Origin of the sequence: Ferrovibrio terrae, assembly GCF_943371255.1 — a bacterium.
Taxonomy (GTDB): Bacteria; Pseudomonadota; Alphaproteobacteria; order Ferrovibrionales; family Ferrovibrionaceae; genus Ferrovibrio; species Ferrovibrio terrae_B.
Window position 1 is genome coordinate 54200 of the sequence record NZ_CALRUC010000008.1, and the last position, 14650, is coordinate 68849.

At 61.3% G+C, this 14650-nt stretch carries 15 protein-coding genes and 1 tRNA gene; 12 read left to right on the forward strand and 4 right to left on the reverse strand.

Annotated features, from left to right (window positions below; all coding sequences use genetic code 11):
• Positions 1–2: 2 nt before the first annotated feature.
• Positions 3–1817 (reverse strand): acyl-CoA dehydrogenase, encoded by a 1815-nt coding sequence (locus AAG799_RS03495; protein WP_341894411.1) that lies wholly within the window; start codon positions 1815–1817, stop codon positions 3–5.
• An 83-nt stretch (positions 1818–1900) separates the two neighbouring features.
• On the opposite strand from AAG799_RS03495, the gene AAG799_RS03500 reads away from it, so the two are divergent.
• The 9 genes from AAG799_RS03500 to AAG799_RS03540 all read left to right on the forward strand — a co-directional run bounded on the left by AAG799_RS03500 (position 1901) and on the right by AAG799_RS03540 (position 10690).
• A complete protein-coding gene (locus AAG799_RS03500) occupies positions 1901–3574 on the forward strand; it encodes a class I adenylate-forming enzyme family protein (protein WP_341894412.1) in 1674 nt (557 codons plus the stop codon).
• 21 nt (positions 3575–3595) lie between these two features.
• Complete coding sequence (locus AAG799_RS03505) at positions 3596–4519, forward strand: SDR family oxidoreductase (RefSeq protein ID WP_341894413.1); 924 nt, start codon at positions 3596–3598, stop codon at positions 4517–4519.
• Positions 4520–4522: 3 nt separating this feature from the next.
• The gene (locus AAG799_RS03510; protein WP_341894414.1) at positions 4523–5290 is read left to right on the forward strand and encodes an SDR family NAD(P)-dependent oxidoreductase; all 768 of its coding nucleotides are present in this window, start codon (positions 4523–4525) and stop codon (positions 5288–5290) included.
• Between the two features lie 48 nt (positions 5291–5338).
• On the forward strand, positions 5339–6418 hold the full coding sequence (locus tag AAG799_RS03515; protein WP_341894415.1) for an NADH:flavin oxidoreductase/NADH oxidase: 1080 nt from the start codon (positions 5339–5341) through the stop codon (positions 6416–6418).
• Between the two features lie 144 nt (positions 6419–6562).
• A complete protein-coding gene (locus AAG799_RS03520) occupies positions 6563–6877 on the forward strand; it encodes an NIPSNAP family protein (RefSeq protein WP_341894416.1) in 315 nt (104 codons plus the stop codon).
• A gap of 84 nt (positions 6878–6961) precedes the next feature.
• Entirely contained in the window at positions 6962–7681 is a 720-nt protein-coding gene (locus tag AAG799_RS03525; protein ID WP_341894417.1) for an SDR family oxidoreductase, read from the forward strand.
• 38 nt (positions 7682–7719) lie between these two features.
• Positions 7720–8565, forward strand: coding sequence for a hypothetical protein (locus AAG799_RS03530; RefSeq protein WP_341894418.1), 846 nt, complete (start codon positions 7720–7722; stop codon positions 8563–8565).
• Between the two features lie 20 nt (positions 8566–8585).
• Positions 8586–8984 (forward strand): cupin domain-containing protein, encoded by a 399-nt coding sequence (locus tag AAG799_RS03535; RefSeq protein ID WP_341894419.1) that lies wholly within the window; start codon positions 8586–8588, stop codon positions 8982–8984.
• On the forward strand, positions 8981–10690 hold the full coding sequence (locus AAG799_RS03540) for an FAD-dependent oxidoreductase (protein ID WP_341894420.1): 1710 nt from the start codon (positions 8981–8983) through the stop codon (positions 10688–10690). Before AAG799_RS03535 ends, AAG799_RS03540 begins: the two co-directional genes overlap by 4 nt.
• Before the next feature lie 403 nt (positions 10691–11093).
• Here the strand turns inward: AAG799_RS03540 and AAG799_RS03545 are convergent.
• Together AAG799_RS03545 and AAG799_RS03550 are read right to left on the reverse strand one after the other, a co-directional pair.
• Positions 11094–11167, reverse strand: a tRNA-Gly gene (locus AAG799_RS03545).
• 64 nt (positions 11168–11231) lie between these two features.
• On the reverse strand, positions 11232–11960 hold the full coding sequence (locus AAG799_RS03550) for a helix-turn-helix transcriptional regulator (protein WP_341894421.1): 729 nt from the start codon (positions 11958–11960) through the stop codon (positions 11232–11234).
• A gap of 197 nt (positions 11961–12157) precedes the next feature.
• Here AAG799_RS03550 and AAG799_RS03555 point away from each other — a divergent pair, with 197 nt between their 5' ends.
• Entirely contained in the window at positions 12158–12400 is a 243-nt protein-coding gene (locus tag AAG799_RS03555; protein ID WP_341894422.1) for a DUF1127 domain-containing protein, read from the forward strand.
• Between the two features lie 19 nt (positions 12401–12419).
• On the opposite strand, the gene AAG799_RS03560 is transcribed toward AAG799_RS03555, so the two are convergent.
• Positions 12420–12947, reverse strand: a complete 528-nt coding sequence (locus AAG799_RS03560; RefSeq protein WP_341894423.1) for a PaaI family thioesterase — start codon at positions 12945–12947, stop codon at positions 12420–12422.
• Positions 12948–13134: 187 nt separating this feature from the next.
• Between AAG799_RS03560 and AAG799_RS03565 the strand changes: the two genes are divergently transcribed.
• On the forward strand, positions 13135–13623 hold the full coding sequence (locus tag AAG799_RS03565) for a MarR family winged helix-turn-helix transcriptional regulator (protein ID WP_341894424.1): 489 nt from the start codon (positions 13135–13137) through the stop codon (positions 13621–13623).
• Positions 13624–13790: 167 nt separating this feature from the next.
• A partial coding sequence (locus AAG799_RS03570; protein ID WP_341894425.1) for an AMP-binding protein occupies positions 13791–14650 on the forward strand: 860 nt, incomplete at its 3' end.

The window sequence follows — 14650 nt, forward strand, 5'->3', positions numbered from 1 at the left end:
GCTCAAAGCCAGTCGGGGGCAGTGTCGAGAACTGTCGCGTCGTTTGCGGCAACGACGGGCAGCCAGTGATCGATGCGTTTCATTTCGTGCCGGAAGAAATACTGGCAGGCCGCCAGCTTGCCGCGCATAAAAGCTTCGGTGTCACCGCCGCAGCCGGCATCCAGCATGCGCTTGGCCGCGGCAGCCTGACGCAGCCACATCCAGCCCACGACCAGATGCCCGTACATGTCCAGGTAGCTGGAAGAGTTGACGAGATAGGTTCCCATCTTGCCTGGCACGGCGTGCTTGAAATTGGCGCGCGTTGCATCGAAAACGCGGTCCCGGTCATTACCCAGCTGGACTGCGAATTCCGTAAGCCCGACGGCTTCAGCTGCAGTGATATCGGATTGCATCCGCCGGCCCAGTAATTCGATCCCGGCGGCACCCTTCATGCGCAATTTGCGGCCGACGAAGTCAATCGCCTGGATGCCGTTGGTGCCTTCATGAATGAGATTGAGGCGGTTGTCGCGGTAATATTGCTCTTCGGGGAAGTCGCGCGTATAGCCGTAGCCCCCCAGAACCTGGATCGCCAGTTTGTTGGCCTCCAGGCAGTATTCGCTCGGCCAGGCCTTGACGATCGGAGTCAGCATTTCGAGCAGCAGCGAGGCGTCTTCCCGTGCTGCCGTATCGCCGGTCGACCGCTCTTCATCGACCAGGCAGGCCGCATACAGGCCAAGCGCAAGCGCACCTTCGACATAGACCTTCTGCTGCAGGAGCATGCGGCGGACATCGCCGTGCTGGATAATCGGCACGGGCGGCGAGAGCGGATCCTTGTTGTCGGGCAGGCGGCCCTGCGGGCGCTGCTTGGCATAGTCCAGGCTGTGAAGGTATCCTGCATAGCCCAGCATCGTGGCGCCAAGGCCCACGGAAATACGCGCCTCGTTCATCATCACGAACATGTATTCCAGACCGCGATGCGGCTCGCCGAGCAGATAGGCGGTGCAGTCGTCGTTGTCGCCAAAGCTCAGGAGCGTGTTCACCGCGCCCCGATAGCCCATCTTGTGGTTCAGGCCGGTGACCCGGACATCGTTGCGCCTGCCGGGCCTGCCGTCGTTGCCGACATCGAACTTGGGCACGATAAACAGCGAGATGCCCTTGGTGCCGGGGGGGGCACCATCGATCCTGGCCAGTACCAGATGAACGATATTTTCGGAAATGTCGTGATCGCCGGCCGAGATCCACATCTTGCTGCCCTTGAGGCTGTAGGTGCCGTCAGGACGGAGCATGGCGCGCGTGCGAATGTCGGCCAGTCCCGAACCCGCCTGTGGTTCGCTCAGGCACATCGTGCCGAGGAAACGGCCATCCAGCATGGGACGGAGAAACGTCGTCTTTTGCATATCGGTACCGTAGGCGCGGATCACGTTTCCGGCAGACACGGTCAGGAAATAGTAGATGGAGGCGCCGATATTGGCGGCCTGGAAGAAGGCATAGGCCGCCTGGATGATGGTGACGGGAAGCTGCTGCCCGCCTTCATCGGCCGGTGCGTGCGCCGACATGAAGCCGGCATCGGTGAATGCGTCAATCGCGGCCTTGAGCTCGGGCAGCGTGTGAACGGCACCGTTTTCAAGCGATGGCTCGTTCAGATCGGATTTCCGGTAGAAGCTCTGGAAGTGGCTGGCGGCGATGGTCTCGGCCGTGTCCAGGACGGCGTTGAAGATTTCGCGGTCCAGATCTGCGTAGAGCGGCCGCGACAACAATTTGTCGATCTGAAGAACATCGAAGAGATTGAAATCGACATCCCTGCGGCTCAGTGTTTTGCCGGAATTTTCCGCAGCCATTCTGTTTCCGATGTCTCCATTGACTCAGTGTTGGTCGGAATATAAACTAACAAGCGTTCGTAAGTAAATATAAGAAGGGCTCGATGTCCCCGACCGAAAATCAGGCGGCCATGGTTCTGCCGACACCGCCCCTGCAAGCGATGTCCCGGTCGAAAGCCGCTTGGCCGGCCCAGCCCCGCTACCAGATTCAGCAGGAAACCCATTTCGATGGCCGGGTGGTGAACTGCTTCCGGCCGCGCTCTGACTCCGCTTACGGCATATTCTCATCGGCCGCCCGCAAACATCCCGATGCCGAGGCCCTGGTTGGGGACGGGCAGCGTCTGACTTATGGCGAACTGGCCGAGGCTGCCGGTGCAGTTGCGGCTCGCCTCAGGGATTTTGGTGTGCGCCCCGGGATGCGGGTGGCGATGTATCTCGCCAATCGCATCGAGTTCGTCTCCGTCTATCTCGGTATCCTGCGCCTTGGTGCCGTGGCCGTGCCGATGGATGTCCGCCTGAAGGGGCCGGAAATCGCGCATGTCGTGGCTCATTCCGATGCTCGCATTCTGCTATACGAGGCGACGTTATCCGGCGAATTGCCGAACAGGCAGGATGTGCCGAACCTGTCCGCACTTGTGCCGGTTTCGGACGACGGTATTCATTGGCCGGACGATCAAACCGGGGCGGCGTCTCCGGAATTTCAGGTCACCGATCCGGAAGCCCTTGCGACACTTCTTTATACCTCCGGTACCACCGGCCTGCCCAAAGGCGCGATGCTCACGCATCTGAATTTCGCGCACTCGGTCATCCACTTCGAACTCATTCTCGGCCTCAGCCAGGGCAGGGAACGGACATTGCTTGTCGTTCCCGCCAGCCATGTCACCGGCCTGCTTGCCATCATGTCGTTCCTGTGGGTAGGCGGGGCTGTCATCATGTCCCGCGCCTTCAAGGCGCCGGCCTTCCTGAAGCTCGCAGCCGATGAGCGCATCACGCATACGGTCATGGTTCCGGCCATGTATAACCTGTGCCTGCTGCAGCCGGATTTCTCGGCCTACGATCTCAGGAACTGGCGGCTGGGTCATTTCGGCGGTTCACCGATGCCGATGGCGACGATCCAGGATCTTGCCGACCGGTTGCCGCAGCTACGCCTGATTGATGGCTATGGCGCCACGGAGTGCTGCTCGCCGGTGGCTCTGTCACCACCCGATATGCCAACCAGCAAGCGCGCAGCCATCGGCCTGCCGGTCCATTGTGCCGAAATCAGGATCGTCGGACCGGACGGCAACGAATTGCCCGCAGGTGAAACCGGTGAAATCTGGATCCGCGGCCCAATGATCGTGCCGGGCTATCTGGATAACCCCGAGGCCAACAAGGCCAACTTCACCGCCGGCTTCTGGCATTCCGGCGATATCGGCAAGCTCGATGAGGACGGGTATCTCTACATCTCCGACCGCATCAAGGACGTCATCAACCGCGGCGGCTACAAGATTTACAGCGTCGAGGTGGAGGGCGTGCTGAACCGGCATCCGGATGTACTGGAGAGTGCTGTTGTTGCCAAACCCTGCCCGGTGCTGGGCGAGCGCGTCCACGCCTTCATAACGGCGAAGACTGAAGGCCTGATGGCTGAGAAGCTCTTTGAATACTGCGCCGCACGGCTGGCCGATTACAAACAGCCCGAGACCTATACCATCCTCGATACACCATTGCCGCGGAATTCAGGCGGCAAGGTCCTGAAGCGCGATCTGCGCAACACCTTAAACCTTGCCGAAGCCGGCTGATAATCCCTGGGAGTTCTAAGCATGACAATTCGTTTTGACGGCCGTGTAGCGATTGTGACCGGTGCCGGCACGGGACTCGGCCGCAGTCACGCCCTGGCGCTCGCATCGCGCGGCGCCAGCGTTGTGGTCAACGATCTCGGCGGCTCTCTGAATGGTCAGGGACAGTCCAGTAGCGCGGCCGATATGGTCGCAAACGAGATCAAGGCGATGGGCGGTAAGGCAGTCGCGAATTATGATTCGGTTGCCGATGCGGCAGCTGCCGAGAATATCGTCGCTTCAGCGGTGGATGCATTCGGCCGCCTCGATATCCTGATCAACAACGCCGGCATTCTGCGCGACAAGACTTTGGCGAAGATGGATCCGGCCGACTACGAAACAGTGACGCGGGTTCATCTTTTTGGTGCGGCTTTCTGCACGCGCGCGGCGCTGCCGGTCATGCAGAAGAACAACTATGGCCGCATCATCATGACGACCTCGAATGCAGGTCTGTTCGGAAACTTCGGCCAGTCGAATTATGGGGCTGCCAAAGCTGGCGTCATCGGCCTTATGAACGTAGTCCGCATTGAGGCGGCCAAGTACGGCATTCTCGTCAATACCATCGCCCCGATGGCTGCCACCCGCATGACCGAAAATGTGATGCCGGCCGAGATGCTTCCGCTGTTCAAGCCGGAATTCGTCTCGGCTGCCGTGGCCTATCTGGCCAGCGAACAATGCAACGTATCCGGCCACACCATTTCTGCTTCGGCCGGCTACGTCGCCCGGGTTCAGGTCATGAGCAGTCCCGGCGTGTTCTTCGACACCAGCAAGGACCTGACCCCCGAGATGATTGCGGGTGAGTGGGCAAACATAACCGATATGTCGAAGCCGCAGGGTTTCGACAGCGCCGGCGCAGAAATGGAATATATCGCCAAACAGACGATGGCGCGGCTGAAGAAATCGGCCTGAGCCATGTCCGGCCGGGCCCGCTTTTCTGAGAAAGTCGTTGTGGTGAGCGGTGCCGGTGCCGGCATCGGTCGTGCCGCTGCCGTCGGATTTGCCCGCGAGGGCGCCGCCGTCGCGCTGCTTGATATCAACGGGTCCGCGGCTCAGGAGACCAAGGTGGAAATCGAGCGTGCGGGGGGGAGGGCTTCGGCGTTTGCGGTGGATATGAGCAGCGAAATGGCCGTTGAAACGGCCATTGACGCTGTCGTCAAAGAGTACGGACGGATTGACTGCGCATTCAACAATGCAGGAATCCGTGGTGCACGCGTCGACATCGTGGATATGCCGACAGATGAATGGCGTCGGGTTATGGATCTGAACGTCACGGGCGTGTTCCTTGCCGTCCGCGCTGAGATGAAGGCGATGCGGTCGCACAAATGCGGCAGCATAGTCAATATCGCCTCCATCTTCGGATCTGTGACCGCGCCGGGCGCTGCACATTACACGGCTTCCAAACACGCCATCATTGGCCTGACCAAGACGCTGGCGCTGGAAGCCATCCGCGATGGGATTCGTGTCAACGCCGTCGCGCCCGGCGGCGTGGATACGCCGCTGATGGCGGCCTTGGAGGGTAGTCGAGAAGCAGCCGAAGCGCGCTACAAGGCATCCTGCCCGATCGGTCGGCTGGCGCGTCCTGAAGAAATAGCGGAATCCGTAATGTGGCTGGCGTCCGATGCGGCGTCCTTTGTCGTGGGCCACACGCTCGTGGTAGATGGCGGCTATACGCTGCTTTGAGTGGCGTCCGCTGAAGCTGGTTAAGAAACAGAATGCCGGGGAAACACGATGAGCCGTTTGTTTGAGTCTTTCACGCTGCGTGGTGTCACGCTTCGCAACCGAATTGTGGTGTCACCCATGTGCCAGTATTCGTCGACCGACGGGCTAGCCACCAACTGGCATATGGTCCATCTGGGTTCACGTGCGATCGGTGGCGCCGGTCTGATCATCGCCGAAGCGACGGGCATCTGCCCGGAAGGCCGCATCACGCCCGGCGATCTTGGGCTGTGGAGTCAGGCGCATGCCGATGCATTGAAGCCGATTGTCGACTTCATTCACGAACACGGCGCCAAGGCCGGAATCCAGCTTGGTCATGCCGGCCGCAAAGGTGCGCGTTTCAAGCCTTGGGAAGGGAATGGTCCGCTGACCGACGGCAGTGCATGGCCGATCCCGGGGCCGAGTGCATTGTCATTCGACAAGGACTGGCAGGTTCCTTATGAAATGACCGCAGCGCAGCTGCGGGAGATGACGGATCTGTTCGTTACGTCGACAGGGTTCGCCGTAAATGCCGGTTTCGACGTGATTGAGCTGCATATGGCGCATGGCTATCTGCTGCACGAATTTCTCTCGCCGTTGTCGAATACCCGTGGCGACGAATATGGCGGCGACTTGGCGGGACGGGCGAAGTGGCCGCTGGAGGTCATCAAGGCTGTCCGCGCAGCGCTCGGGGATGACAGGCTGCTGTTCGTTCGCGTCTCCGCGATCGACTGGGTCGATGGCGGTCTCGACATGGCGCAGTCGGTGCAATTGGCCAAATGGTTCAGGGCGGCGGGAGCCGATCTGATCGATTGCTCGACCGGCGCTGTTGTGCCGGGTGAGAAAACCCCTATCGGCCCCGGTTATCAGGTGCCGGTCGCGCGCGGCATACGCGCGGAGGCGGGTATTCCCACCGGTGCAGTCGGGATGATCACCGATCCGGCCCAGGCCGAGCAGATCGTTGCCGTGGGCGACGCGGACCTTGTCTTCCTGGCACGCGCCACGCTGCGCAATCCCTATTGGGCGAATCATGCCGCCGAAGAGCTCGGCGTCGAGGCCAACTGGCCGATCCAATACAAGCGAGCCGTCGCCCGTCGCCGAACGGCCTGGTGATTTTCCGTCGTCTCCACGCGGGCGCATTCCGCTTTACGATAAAACAAACGTACGTTAGTATAAAGTCGTTACGCCTGAGCGTCGGGCTGCATCGGTGAAGTCACTGTGGCCGCCGCAAAGCCACTGGCGGATTGGAGCATTTGAATGATTGTTGAAGAGCGCAATTACACCCTAAAGCCCGGCAAAGCCGGGGAGTTTATGGCGCTCTACCAGCAGCGCGGCCTGGAGATCCAGACGCGCATCCTGGGCAATCTGATTGGCTATTTCCTGTCTGAAATCGGCGAGCTGAACGTCGCCATGCACATGTGGGGCTATGACAGCCTGGAAGAGCGTACGCGGCGCCGGTCTCTCCTGATGCAGGAGAAGGAGTGGCGCGACTACGTTGCGGCCGTGACTCCGCTGATCGACAGGATGTCGAACAGAATACTGGTGCCGACGGCCTTCTCACCTATTCGGTGACAACGGAACGGCGTAAAGCCGCCAAAGAATGGGATGGAAATAATGAATGCTCGGTCAGCCAGCGCGCCATTCCCGGAGAGGTCGGTGATCGTAACCGGTGGCAGCAGTGGCATCGGGCTGGAAACGGCCCGGCGCTTCCACGCTGCCGGTGCGAATGTCTGGATCTTCGATATTAATCCGCCGCCCGAGAGCACCGACTCCGCCATCACGTATATCAAGTGCGATATCGGGGACGAGAAGGCGATCCGCGCCGCCGTCGCCCAATCCATTGGCGACAGGCCGCTGCATACTCTGATCAACGCCGCAGGTATCATCCGTCGCGCTAAAACCGAGGAAGCTTCCCTCGCGGACTGGGAGCTGATGCTCAAGGTTAACCTGACCGGCATGTTCCAGCTCTGTGCAGTTCTTTTCAATAACCTGAAAGTCGCCAGTGACGCTGCCATTGTGAATATCGCATCGATTGCGGCGCTCGTGCCACAAACGGGCGCAATTGCCTATGGCCCATCAAAAGCGGCCGTCATTTCCCTGACGAAACAGCTTGCCGTGGAATGGGGTCAGTATGGCATCCGCGTCAACGCCATCTGCCCAGGCATGATCCGCACCGCGATGACCGAACCATTCTACAGTCCGGAAACCATCAAGATCCGCAACAGGAAGACGGCGCTCGGCCGTGTCGGCATGCCCGAAGACATCGCCAAGGTCGCATTGTTCCTGGCGGGCGACGGCGCCAGCTACATCACCGGTGAAGCCATCGTTGTGGACGGCGGCTTCACCGCCACAGGCCTTCATCTGCTGCTGCAATAAGCCGGACCACGGCTCGTAGAGACAACAGGAAACAAAAAATGGCCGCCTTGCATCTCCCCCAAGTCATCGATCACCCCCAGGGGACGACCTACGTCTTCGATTCGGCCACGCATGTGGAAGCCTATGTCGCCGCGAAAAATCCGAAGCCGGGTTCGGTGATCGTTGCGGCCTCCTATGCCGGCGTGCTCTGCGCCCGCATGGTGATGTCGGCAAAACCGATGGCAGCTATCGGTCTCGATTGTGCTATCGGCAAGGACGGTGCCGGAATTGCAGGCCTCTGGTATTACGAAGCCCTGAACGTTCCTGCCGCCGCCGTCGATACCATGACGGCCGAGATGGGGAACGGTACCGACCAGTACGAGAACGGCATCATCAGCCGGGTCAACGATCAGGCGCAGCGACTGGGCTTGGCCCCGGGTATGACGGTCAAAGAAGCCGTCGAAGCCATTCTGACGGGGTCAAGGACCCCGAAGGAATTCGATACTGCCCGCCGTCTCGTAGTCCATACCAACGAGGAGGGCCGCAGCATCGTCTGCACCGACTCAATCGCTTTTGCTCTACCTGAAGACAAGGACCGCAATGTGCTTTGCACCGCAGGCCATACCGGCCGCAGTGTCATCGAATATTTCCGTAATCACCGGCCCTGGGCTTTTATCTGTTCTGATGGCGGCATCGGCAAGAACGATTCCGGCATATCGGCGCTGGAGGCGATCGAGGAAGATGGCATCGTCGGTGCCTCGGTCGACGCGTTGACGGCCCGCATGGGCGACGGCCAGAGCACCTATTTCGATGGCATCATCAGCGCGGCCAACAAGCATGCCATGGCGAAGGGCGTCCGTATCGGCCAGACCGCCAGGGAAGCTGCCCTGTTGATGCTGAAGTAATCATTCGACCGGAGATCCAAATGGCAAATACACCGTTCCTGGAAGGCGAAGAGAAGCTGGCTCGACTTGCATCCCGTTATGTCGCTGTCGAACAGCTTCCGTGGAAACCGACGCCGACCCCCGGCATCGACATGAAGATTCTGCTGGAAGACAAGGAAACCGGACTTCTCACCGCGTTGTTTCGCTGGGAGCCTGGTACGGAGCTGCCGCTCCACGAGCATGTCGAGATCGAGCAGACCTATGTCCTGAGTGGCAGCATCGTTGATGACGAGGGCGAATGTCGCGAAGGCGACTATGTCTGGCGCCCGAAAGGCAACCGGCATCTGGCGCGGTCGCCCAACGGCGCGCTCGTCATTTCCTTCTTCCTGAAGCCGAACAAGTTCCTGACCGGCAAGTTCAAGGGGCAGGAACTTAAGTGACGAAAGGGGCTTTGGAGAAAACCGAGTACGACGTCATTGTCGCCGGCTCGGGCGCTGGCGGCATGTCTGCGGCTGTGACCGCCGCGAAGCTTGGCCTCGATGTCATCGTGATCGAAAAGGAGCCGCTGTTCGGCGGTACCACGGCGCGGTCCGGCGGTGTGCTGTGGCTGCCGGGAAATCCGATCTCAAAGGCCATGGGATTTTCAGATAGTATTGAAGGTGCCCGCACTTACCTGAAGCACGAAACTTCTGCCAGTTACGATGCCGATCGTGTCGACGCTTTTCTGCGCATGGCCCCGGAGGCGACGCAGTTCTTTCTGGACAAAACGGCAGTTAGGTTCGACCCGCTGATGGCGTTTCCGGATTATCATCCGGCAGTGCCGGGTGCTGTGGACGGGGGGCGATCGGTGGTGGCGGCGCCATTCTCCGGCCTCGAACTCGGAAAGGAAATCAGGCGGCTCCGTCCGCCGCTGAAGGAAATCACCTTCGTCGGCATGATGTTCAATGCGAGCCAGGAAATTCAGCACTTCTTCAATGTCACGCGATCACTGAAATCCGCCATCTATGTGGTCAAGCGGCTCAGCAAGCATGCCTACGAGATGCTACGCTACGGCCGTGCCATGCGTCTGACCAATGGTAATGCGCTGGCGGCCAGGCTGGCAAAGACCCTGTTCGACCTGAACGTCCCTATCGTCACCGATTGTCCGATAGATGCCGTGATTTTGGATGGCGATGCCGTGACTGGGGTTGAAGTCACCTTTGGTGGCAGGCAGATCAGACTGATGGCGCGTCGCGGGGTCGTGCTGGCCACGGGCGGTTTTCCACAGGATCCGACTCTGCGCAAGCTGCTGTTCCCGCACGCACCGACCGGCGCTGAACACTGGTCCCCGGCACCCCCCGGAAATACCGGCGACGGCTGGCGCATCGCGTCGGCGATCGGCGGCCAGACCACGATAACCCTGTCGAATGCCGCAGCCTGGATTCCAGTGTCGCGCGTTCCATACCGGAATGGAACATACGGCGTATTTCCGCATCTGATCGACCGCTACAAGCCGGGCATCATCGCGGTGAACCATCAGGGCCGTCGCTTTGTCAATGAGGCGAACTCGTATCACGATTTTGGCCAGGCGATGCAGGCGACATGCAAGGGCGAGGTTGAGGTTTCGGCCTATCTGATCTGTGATCATCAGACGCTTCGCAGATATGGCCTTGGATTCGCCAAGCCCTTCCCGGTGCCGTACCGGCAGCATCTCTGGTCTGGTTATCTTGTGCAGGGAAAAACGATCGCGCAGCTGGCGCAAAAGCTCGATATGGACCCGGCCGTGCTGACGGAGACGGTGATCAGGGTGAACACCGATGCGAAGCTCGGGACGGATACGGAATTCGGCAAGGGCTCAACCTCGTATAACCGGTATCTGGGCGACGCCAGCAATCTGCGCAACGCCTGCTTTGCGCCAATCGAGCGCGGCCCCTTCTACGCCCTGAAAATCTATATGGGTGATCTGGGCACTTTCGCGGGCATCACGACCAACAGCGCAGCACAGGTTGTCGATCAGGCCGGGAATATCGTCCCGGGTCTGTATGCGGTTGGCAATGATGCTGCCAGCGTCATGGGCGGTAACTATCCGGGCGCGGGTATCACGCTTGGTCCGGCCTTGACCTTCGGCTATATCGCCGGTCGACACTTGGCCCGAAGAAACATCTAATTAGCCTTTGCCCCAAGACTCGGCAGCCCAGTGCCGGGTGCTAATCTCGGACCGTTTGCTTGGCAGGTCCAACCCGGCCGCGCAAAATGAAAATCTCCGGCTCGGTCCGGTCGCCACCATTCGCGGCACGCAGCGTGAAGCCGGGTACGACGTCCTTGGTGACATAGATGCTCCGTATCACGCCGGGGCCCGCGCGGCGGATTTCGTCAGGGAGATGTGAATATTCGACTGCCGATGTCCGGTGTTTGTGTAAGCGCCACTCTTGGAAGTGCCGGATTTTTTTGTAGTCTCCCAGATTGTCCCAAACGGCATAGCTTTGCTTGCTTGGCGTTTGATTTTTTAAGGGACAAGAAGCAAGAAGGCGGCGTCGTAAGCTCTGCCAATCGCTTGATCAGCTAAGTCCTGGAGCGGGTGAGGGGAATCGAACCCCCGTCGTAAGCTTGGGAAGCTTCTGCTCTACCATTGAGCTACACCCGCGCGCCGTATGGGCGTTCGGGCGGAAGATAGCCAACAGAACAGGCGGTTACAACAGTTTCCGGCCTTAATGTGCCTCGGCCATGGCGGCGGCAAGCTGATCCGGGCCGAGGTCGAACAGCTTGGCCAGCCCGGCCTCGCCGGCCCGGGTCAGCGTCACCGCGCGGCTGTCGCGGCGCCGTTCCAGCCAGCCGAGATCGAAGCAGCGGTCGGCAAGGGCCGCGCCCAGGCTGCCGGCCAGATGCGGGCTGCGCTCGCTCCAGTCCAGGCAGGCCCGGGCGAAGCGGCGCTTTCCCTGCGCGATTGCATCCACATCGATCTGGATGGCGGTGAACAGCTGCCGGCCGGCCGCTGTTACCACGAATTCATCTTCTCCGCTGGGAAGCAGGCACCCGCGCGCGATCAGCTGGTCGAACAGGCAGACGCCAAGCTTGCCCGCGATATGGTCATAGCAGGTGCGTGCGGCGCGCAATGCGCCGGCCACGCGGGTGTGGTGGTGATGCTTCGGCATTGCCCGTTCGCCGGCCAGGGCCATCAGGCTCTCGATCGCGGTTGCGACCTGCGCATTGGCCAGATGGAAGTAGCGATGCCGCCCCTGCTTCGCCAGGCCGAGCAGGCCGCCATCGGAGAGCTTGGCCAGATGGCCGCTGGTGGTCTGCGGCGAGACACCGGCGATCTGCGCCAGCTCCTTGGCGGTGCGGGCGCGGCCATCCATCAGCGCCTTCAGGATATTGGCGCGTGCGGGATCGCCAATCAGGGCGGCGATTTTTGCCACATGGGGATCGTTGCTGCTCATGGTGCGACTCTAGGCCGGCCATCTGCTGTCGTCCATCTGCAACAGTTCGGCCGTGGCCGTAGCGTTGCGCGTGGCGATACGAAGCCTGGCGGCGCATGCTGGTGACATCAGATGTCAGTGTGTCGGTTTATCGTCACTGCAGCGTCATCGCCGTCGGATAGGACTGCGATACCGAATCATAAAAAAGGAGCCTCGCCATGCCTCAGATCATCGTGTCTCAGCCCATGATCGCCATTGCACGCGACCAGGGCGCAACCGCAGACCAGCTGCAGAAGCCGCAAGGTCTGCTGACGACAATCATCCTTCAGATTGTCGCCGCGCAGCGGCGGCTACGCGAACGCGACCAGCTTGTCGAATTGAGCGATGCCGCGCTGAAAGACCTGGGCCTGACACGGGCCGATGTCTGGGCCGAGCTGCGCAAGCCGGTCTGGCGGCGCTGAAGCTCGGGTCGGCCAAATTTTAGATCGGAAAGATCAGGCAGGTGGTGGTGCCGGTGGCCAGAACCTTGCCGGCGGCATCGACAATACGGCCTTCCGCCGTGCCGACGCGGCTGCCCACCTGGATGACGGTGCCCTCGGCATAGACCGTGCCGGTCTTGTGCGAGATCGCACGCACCAGGCTGACCTTGTATTCCAGCGTGGTGTAGCCCGTGCCCTTGGGCAGCATCGACTGCACGGCGCAGGACATGCAGCTGTCCAGCATGGTACCGGCATAGCCGCCATGCACGCTGCCGATCGGATTATAGTGCTGCAGGTCCGGCCGGCCGGCAAACACGATGCGGCCCGGTTCGGCTTCATGAATCCACATGTTCATCAATTCGGCGATCGGTGCGCCGGGCAGTTCACCGCTCATGAGCTTGCGGAACAGGTCGATGCCTGCCAGTTCGCGCAAAGTCTCCAGCGGGATCGGCGCATAGCGACCGCCCTGGGGCGGATGCAGATCGGCGGAGCGGGCGGGTGCGGCGGTCGGAAGCGGGGCGGCAGACATGGCGGGGTCCTGTCTCGGGCGGTTTCTGGGCCGGCAGTCAAAAAGGGGGAGGCCGGAAGTGACGGTGGCGCCGGCGATCCGGTGGAAACCGGGAGGATGGCTTGTCGGGCTGCCGTATATCGTGTATATACACGTTATGAGCAGACTTCCGCAAGCCCCGTCTTCCGCCCCGCCAGCAGCCGGGGAAATGTTCACCCTGCCGCCGCCGATGCCCGATGGTCGCGAGCTTTGCCTGTGCTTCCAGCTGCGTGCCGCCGCCCGCCGGGCCAGCGCGCTCTACACCAGCCGTCTGGCCCCGATCGGGCTGGGCCTGCCGCAATACAGCCTGGTCGGCATGGCAGCGGCCTGCGAGAAGCAGAATGGCCGACCGCCCAGCATCACCGAACTGGCCGCGGCGCTGGATCTGGATCGCAGCACCTTGAGCCGCAACCTGAAGCCGATGATTGCCGCCGGCCTGGTCGAGGTGGCGCCGGCCGGCCAGGGTCGCGCCAAGCTGGTCCGGGCCACCCGCGAGGGCCGGGCTGCCTATCGCGCCGGCGTGGCGCTGTGGCGTGCGGCGCAGGATGAAGCGCAGGCGGCGCTGGGGGCACAGTTCCAGGGCCTGATGCAGGGTCTGGAAACCACCATCGCGGGATTGCCCGCAGCGGCCGGCAGCAGCGTCGCCAACGACCTCTGATCCTTAGACTTAGGCCTTGATCGGGCTATGCTTTGGTCGAAAGCCGGGGCAGCCCGCCTTGTCCCGTTCCACGTCAGCGGGCATCATCCCGTCCGACTGAGGAAACGCCGCCGGCCAGCAGGTTGAAACACCTCGACCGGCCGGAAGAGCATGAAGGGAGCCGCACCATGGCTGATAACGAACTGTTCCCCGTGGCCGCCGACTGGGCCAAGCGCGCCTGGGCCGATGCCGGCAAATACAAGGCCATGTACGAGCAGTCGGTGAAAGACCCGGCCGGTTTCTGGGGCGAGCAGGGCAAGCGTGTCGACTGGATCAAGCCTTTCACCCAGGTGAAGGATGTCTCCTTCGACAAGAAGGATTTGCATATCCGCTGGTTCGGCGATGGCGTGCTGAACGTCTCGGCCAATTGCATCGACCGTCATCTCGCCAAGCGCGCCAGCCAGACCGCAATCATCTGGGAAGGCGACGATCCGAACAAATCCGAGAATATCACCTACCAGCAGCTTCACGACGAAGTCTGCCGCATGGCCAACATCATGAAGGCCAAGGGCGTCAAGAAGGGTGACCGCGTCACCATCTACCTGCCGATGATCCCGGCGGCGGCCTATGCGATGCTGGCCTGCGCGCGCATCGGCGCGGTGCATTCGGTGGTGTTCGGCGGTTTCTCGCCCGACAGTCTGGCCAACCGTATCCAGGATTGCGACAGCCAGTTCCTGATCACCGCCGACGAGGGCCTGCGCGGTGGCCGCGGCGTGCCGCTCAAGGCCAATGCCGATGCGGCGCTGAAGACCTGCCCGAATGTGAAAACGGTGCTGGTGGTCAAACACACCGGCGGCAAGATCGACATGATGGCCGGTCGCGATGTCTGGCTGCATGACGAAGCCGCCAAGGTGCCGGCGACCTGCGCGCCGGAGCCGATGGGAGCGGAAGACCCGCTGTTCATTCTCTACACCTCGGGCTCGACCGGCAAGCCGAAGGGTGTGCTGCACACCTCGGGCGGCTATCTGGTCTTCGCCGCGATGACGCA

Bases quoted from the DNA above. Each gene is read 5' to 3' on its own strand.
- AAG799_RS03530 (WP_341894418.1), top strand. From the start codon at position 7,720: ATGGCCGCCTTGCATCTCCCCCAAGTCATCGATCACCCCCAGGGGACG.
- AAG799_RS03550 (WP_341894421.1), bottom strand. From the start codon at position 11,960: ATGAGCAGCAACGATCCCCATGTGGCAAAAATCGCCGCCCTGATTGGC.
- AAG799_RS03535 (WP_341894419.1), top strand. From the start codon at position 8,586: ATGGCAAATACACCGTTCCTGGAAGGCGAAGAGAAGCTGGCTCGACTT.
- AAG799_RS03505 (WP_341894413.1), top strand. From the start codon at position 3,596: ATGACAATTCGTTTTGACGGCCGTGTAGCGATTGTGACCGGTGCCGGC.
- AAG799_RS03495 (WP_341894411.1), bottom strand. From the start codon at position 1,817: ATGGCTGCGGAAAATTCCGGCAAAACACTGAGCCGCAGGGATGTCGAT.
- AAG799_RS03500 (WP_341894412.1), top strand. From the start codon at position 1,901: ATGTCCCCGACCGAAAATCAGGCGGCCATGGTTCTGCCGACACCGCCC.
- AAG799_RS03565 (WP_341894424.1), top strand. From the start codon at position 13,135: ATGTTCACCCTGCCGCCGCCGATGCCCGATGGTCGCGAGCTTTGCCTG.
- AAG799_RS03520 (WP_341894416.1), top strand. From the start codon at position 6,563: ATGATTGTTGAAGAGCGCAATTACACCCTAAAGCCCGGCAAAGCCGGG.
- AAG799_RS03560 (WP_341894423.1), bottom strand. From the start codon at position 12,947: ATGTCTGCCGCCCCGCTTCCGACCGCCGCACCCGCCCGCTCCGCCGAT.
- AAG799_RS03510 (WP_341894414.1), top strand. From the start codon at position 4,523: ATGTCCGGCCGGGCCCGCTTTTCTGAGAAAGTCGTTGTGGTGAGCGGT.
- AAG799_RS03515 (WP_341894415.1), top strand. From the start codon at position 5,339: ATGAGCCGTTTGTTTGAGTCTTTCACGCTGCGTGGTGTCACGCTTCGC.
- AAG799_RS03555 (WP_341894422.1), top strand. From the start codon at position 12,158: ATGCCTCAGATCATCGTGTCTCAGCCCATGATCGCCATTGCACGCGAC.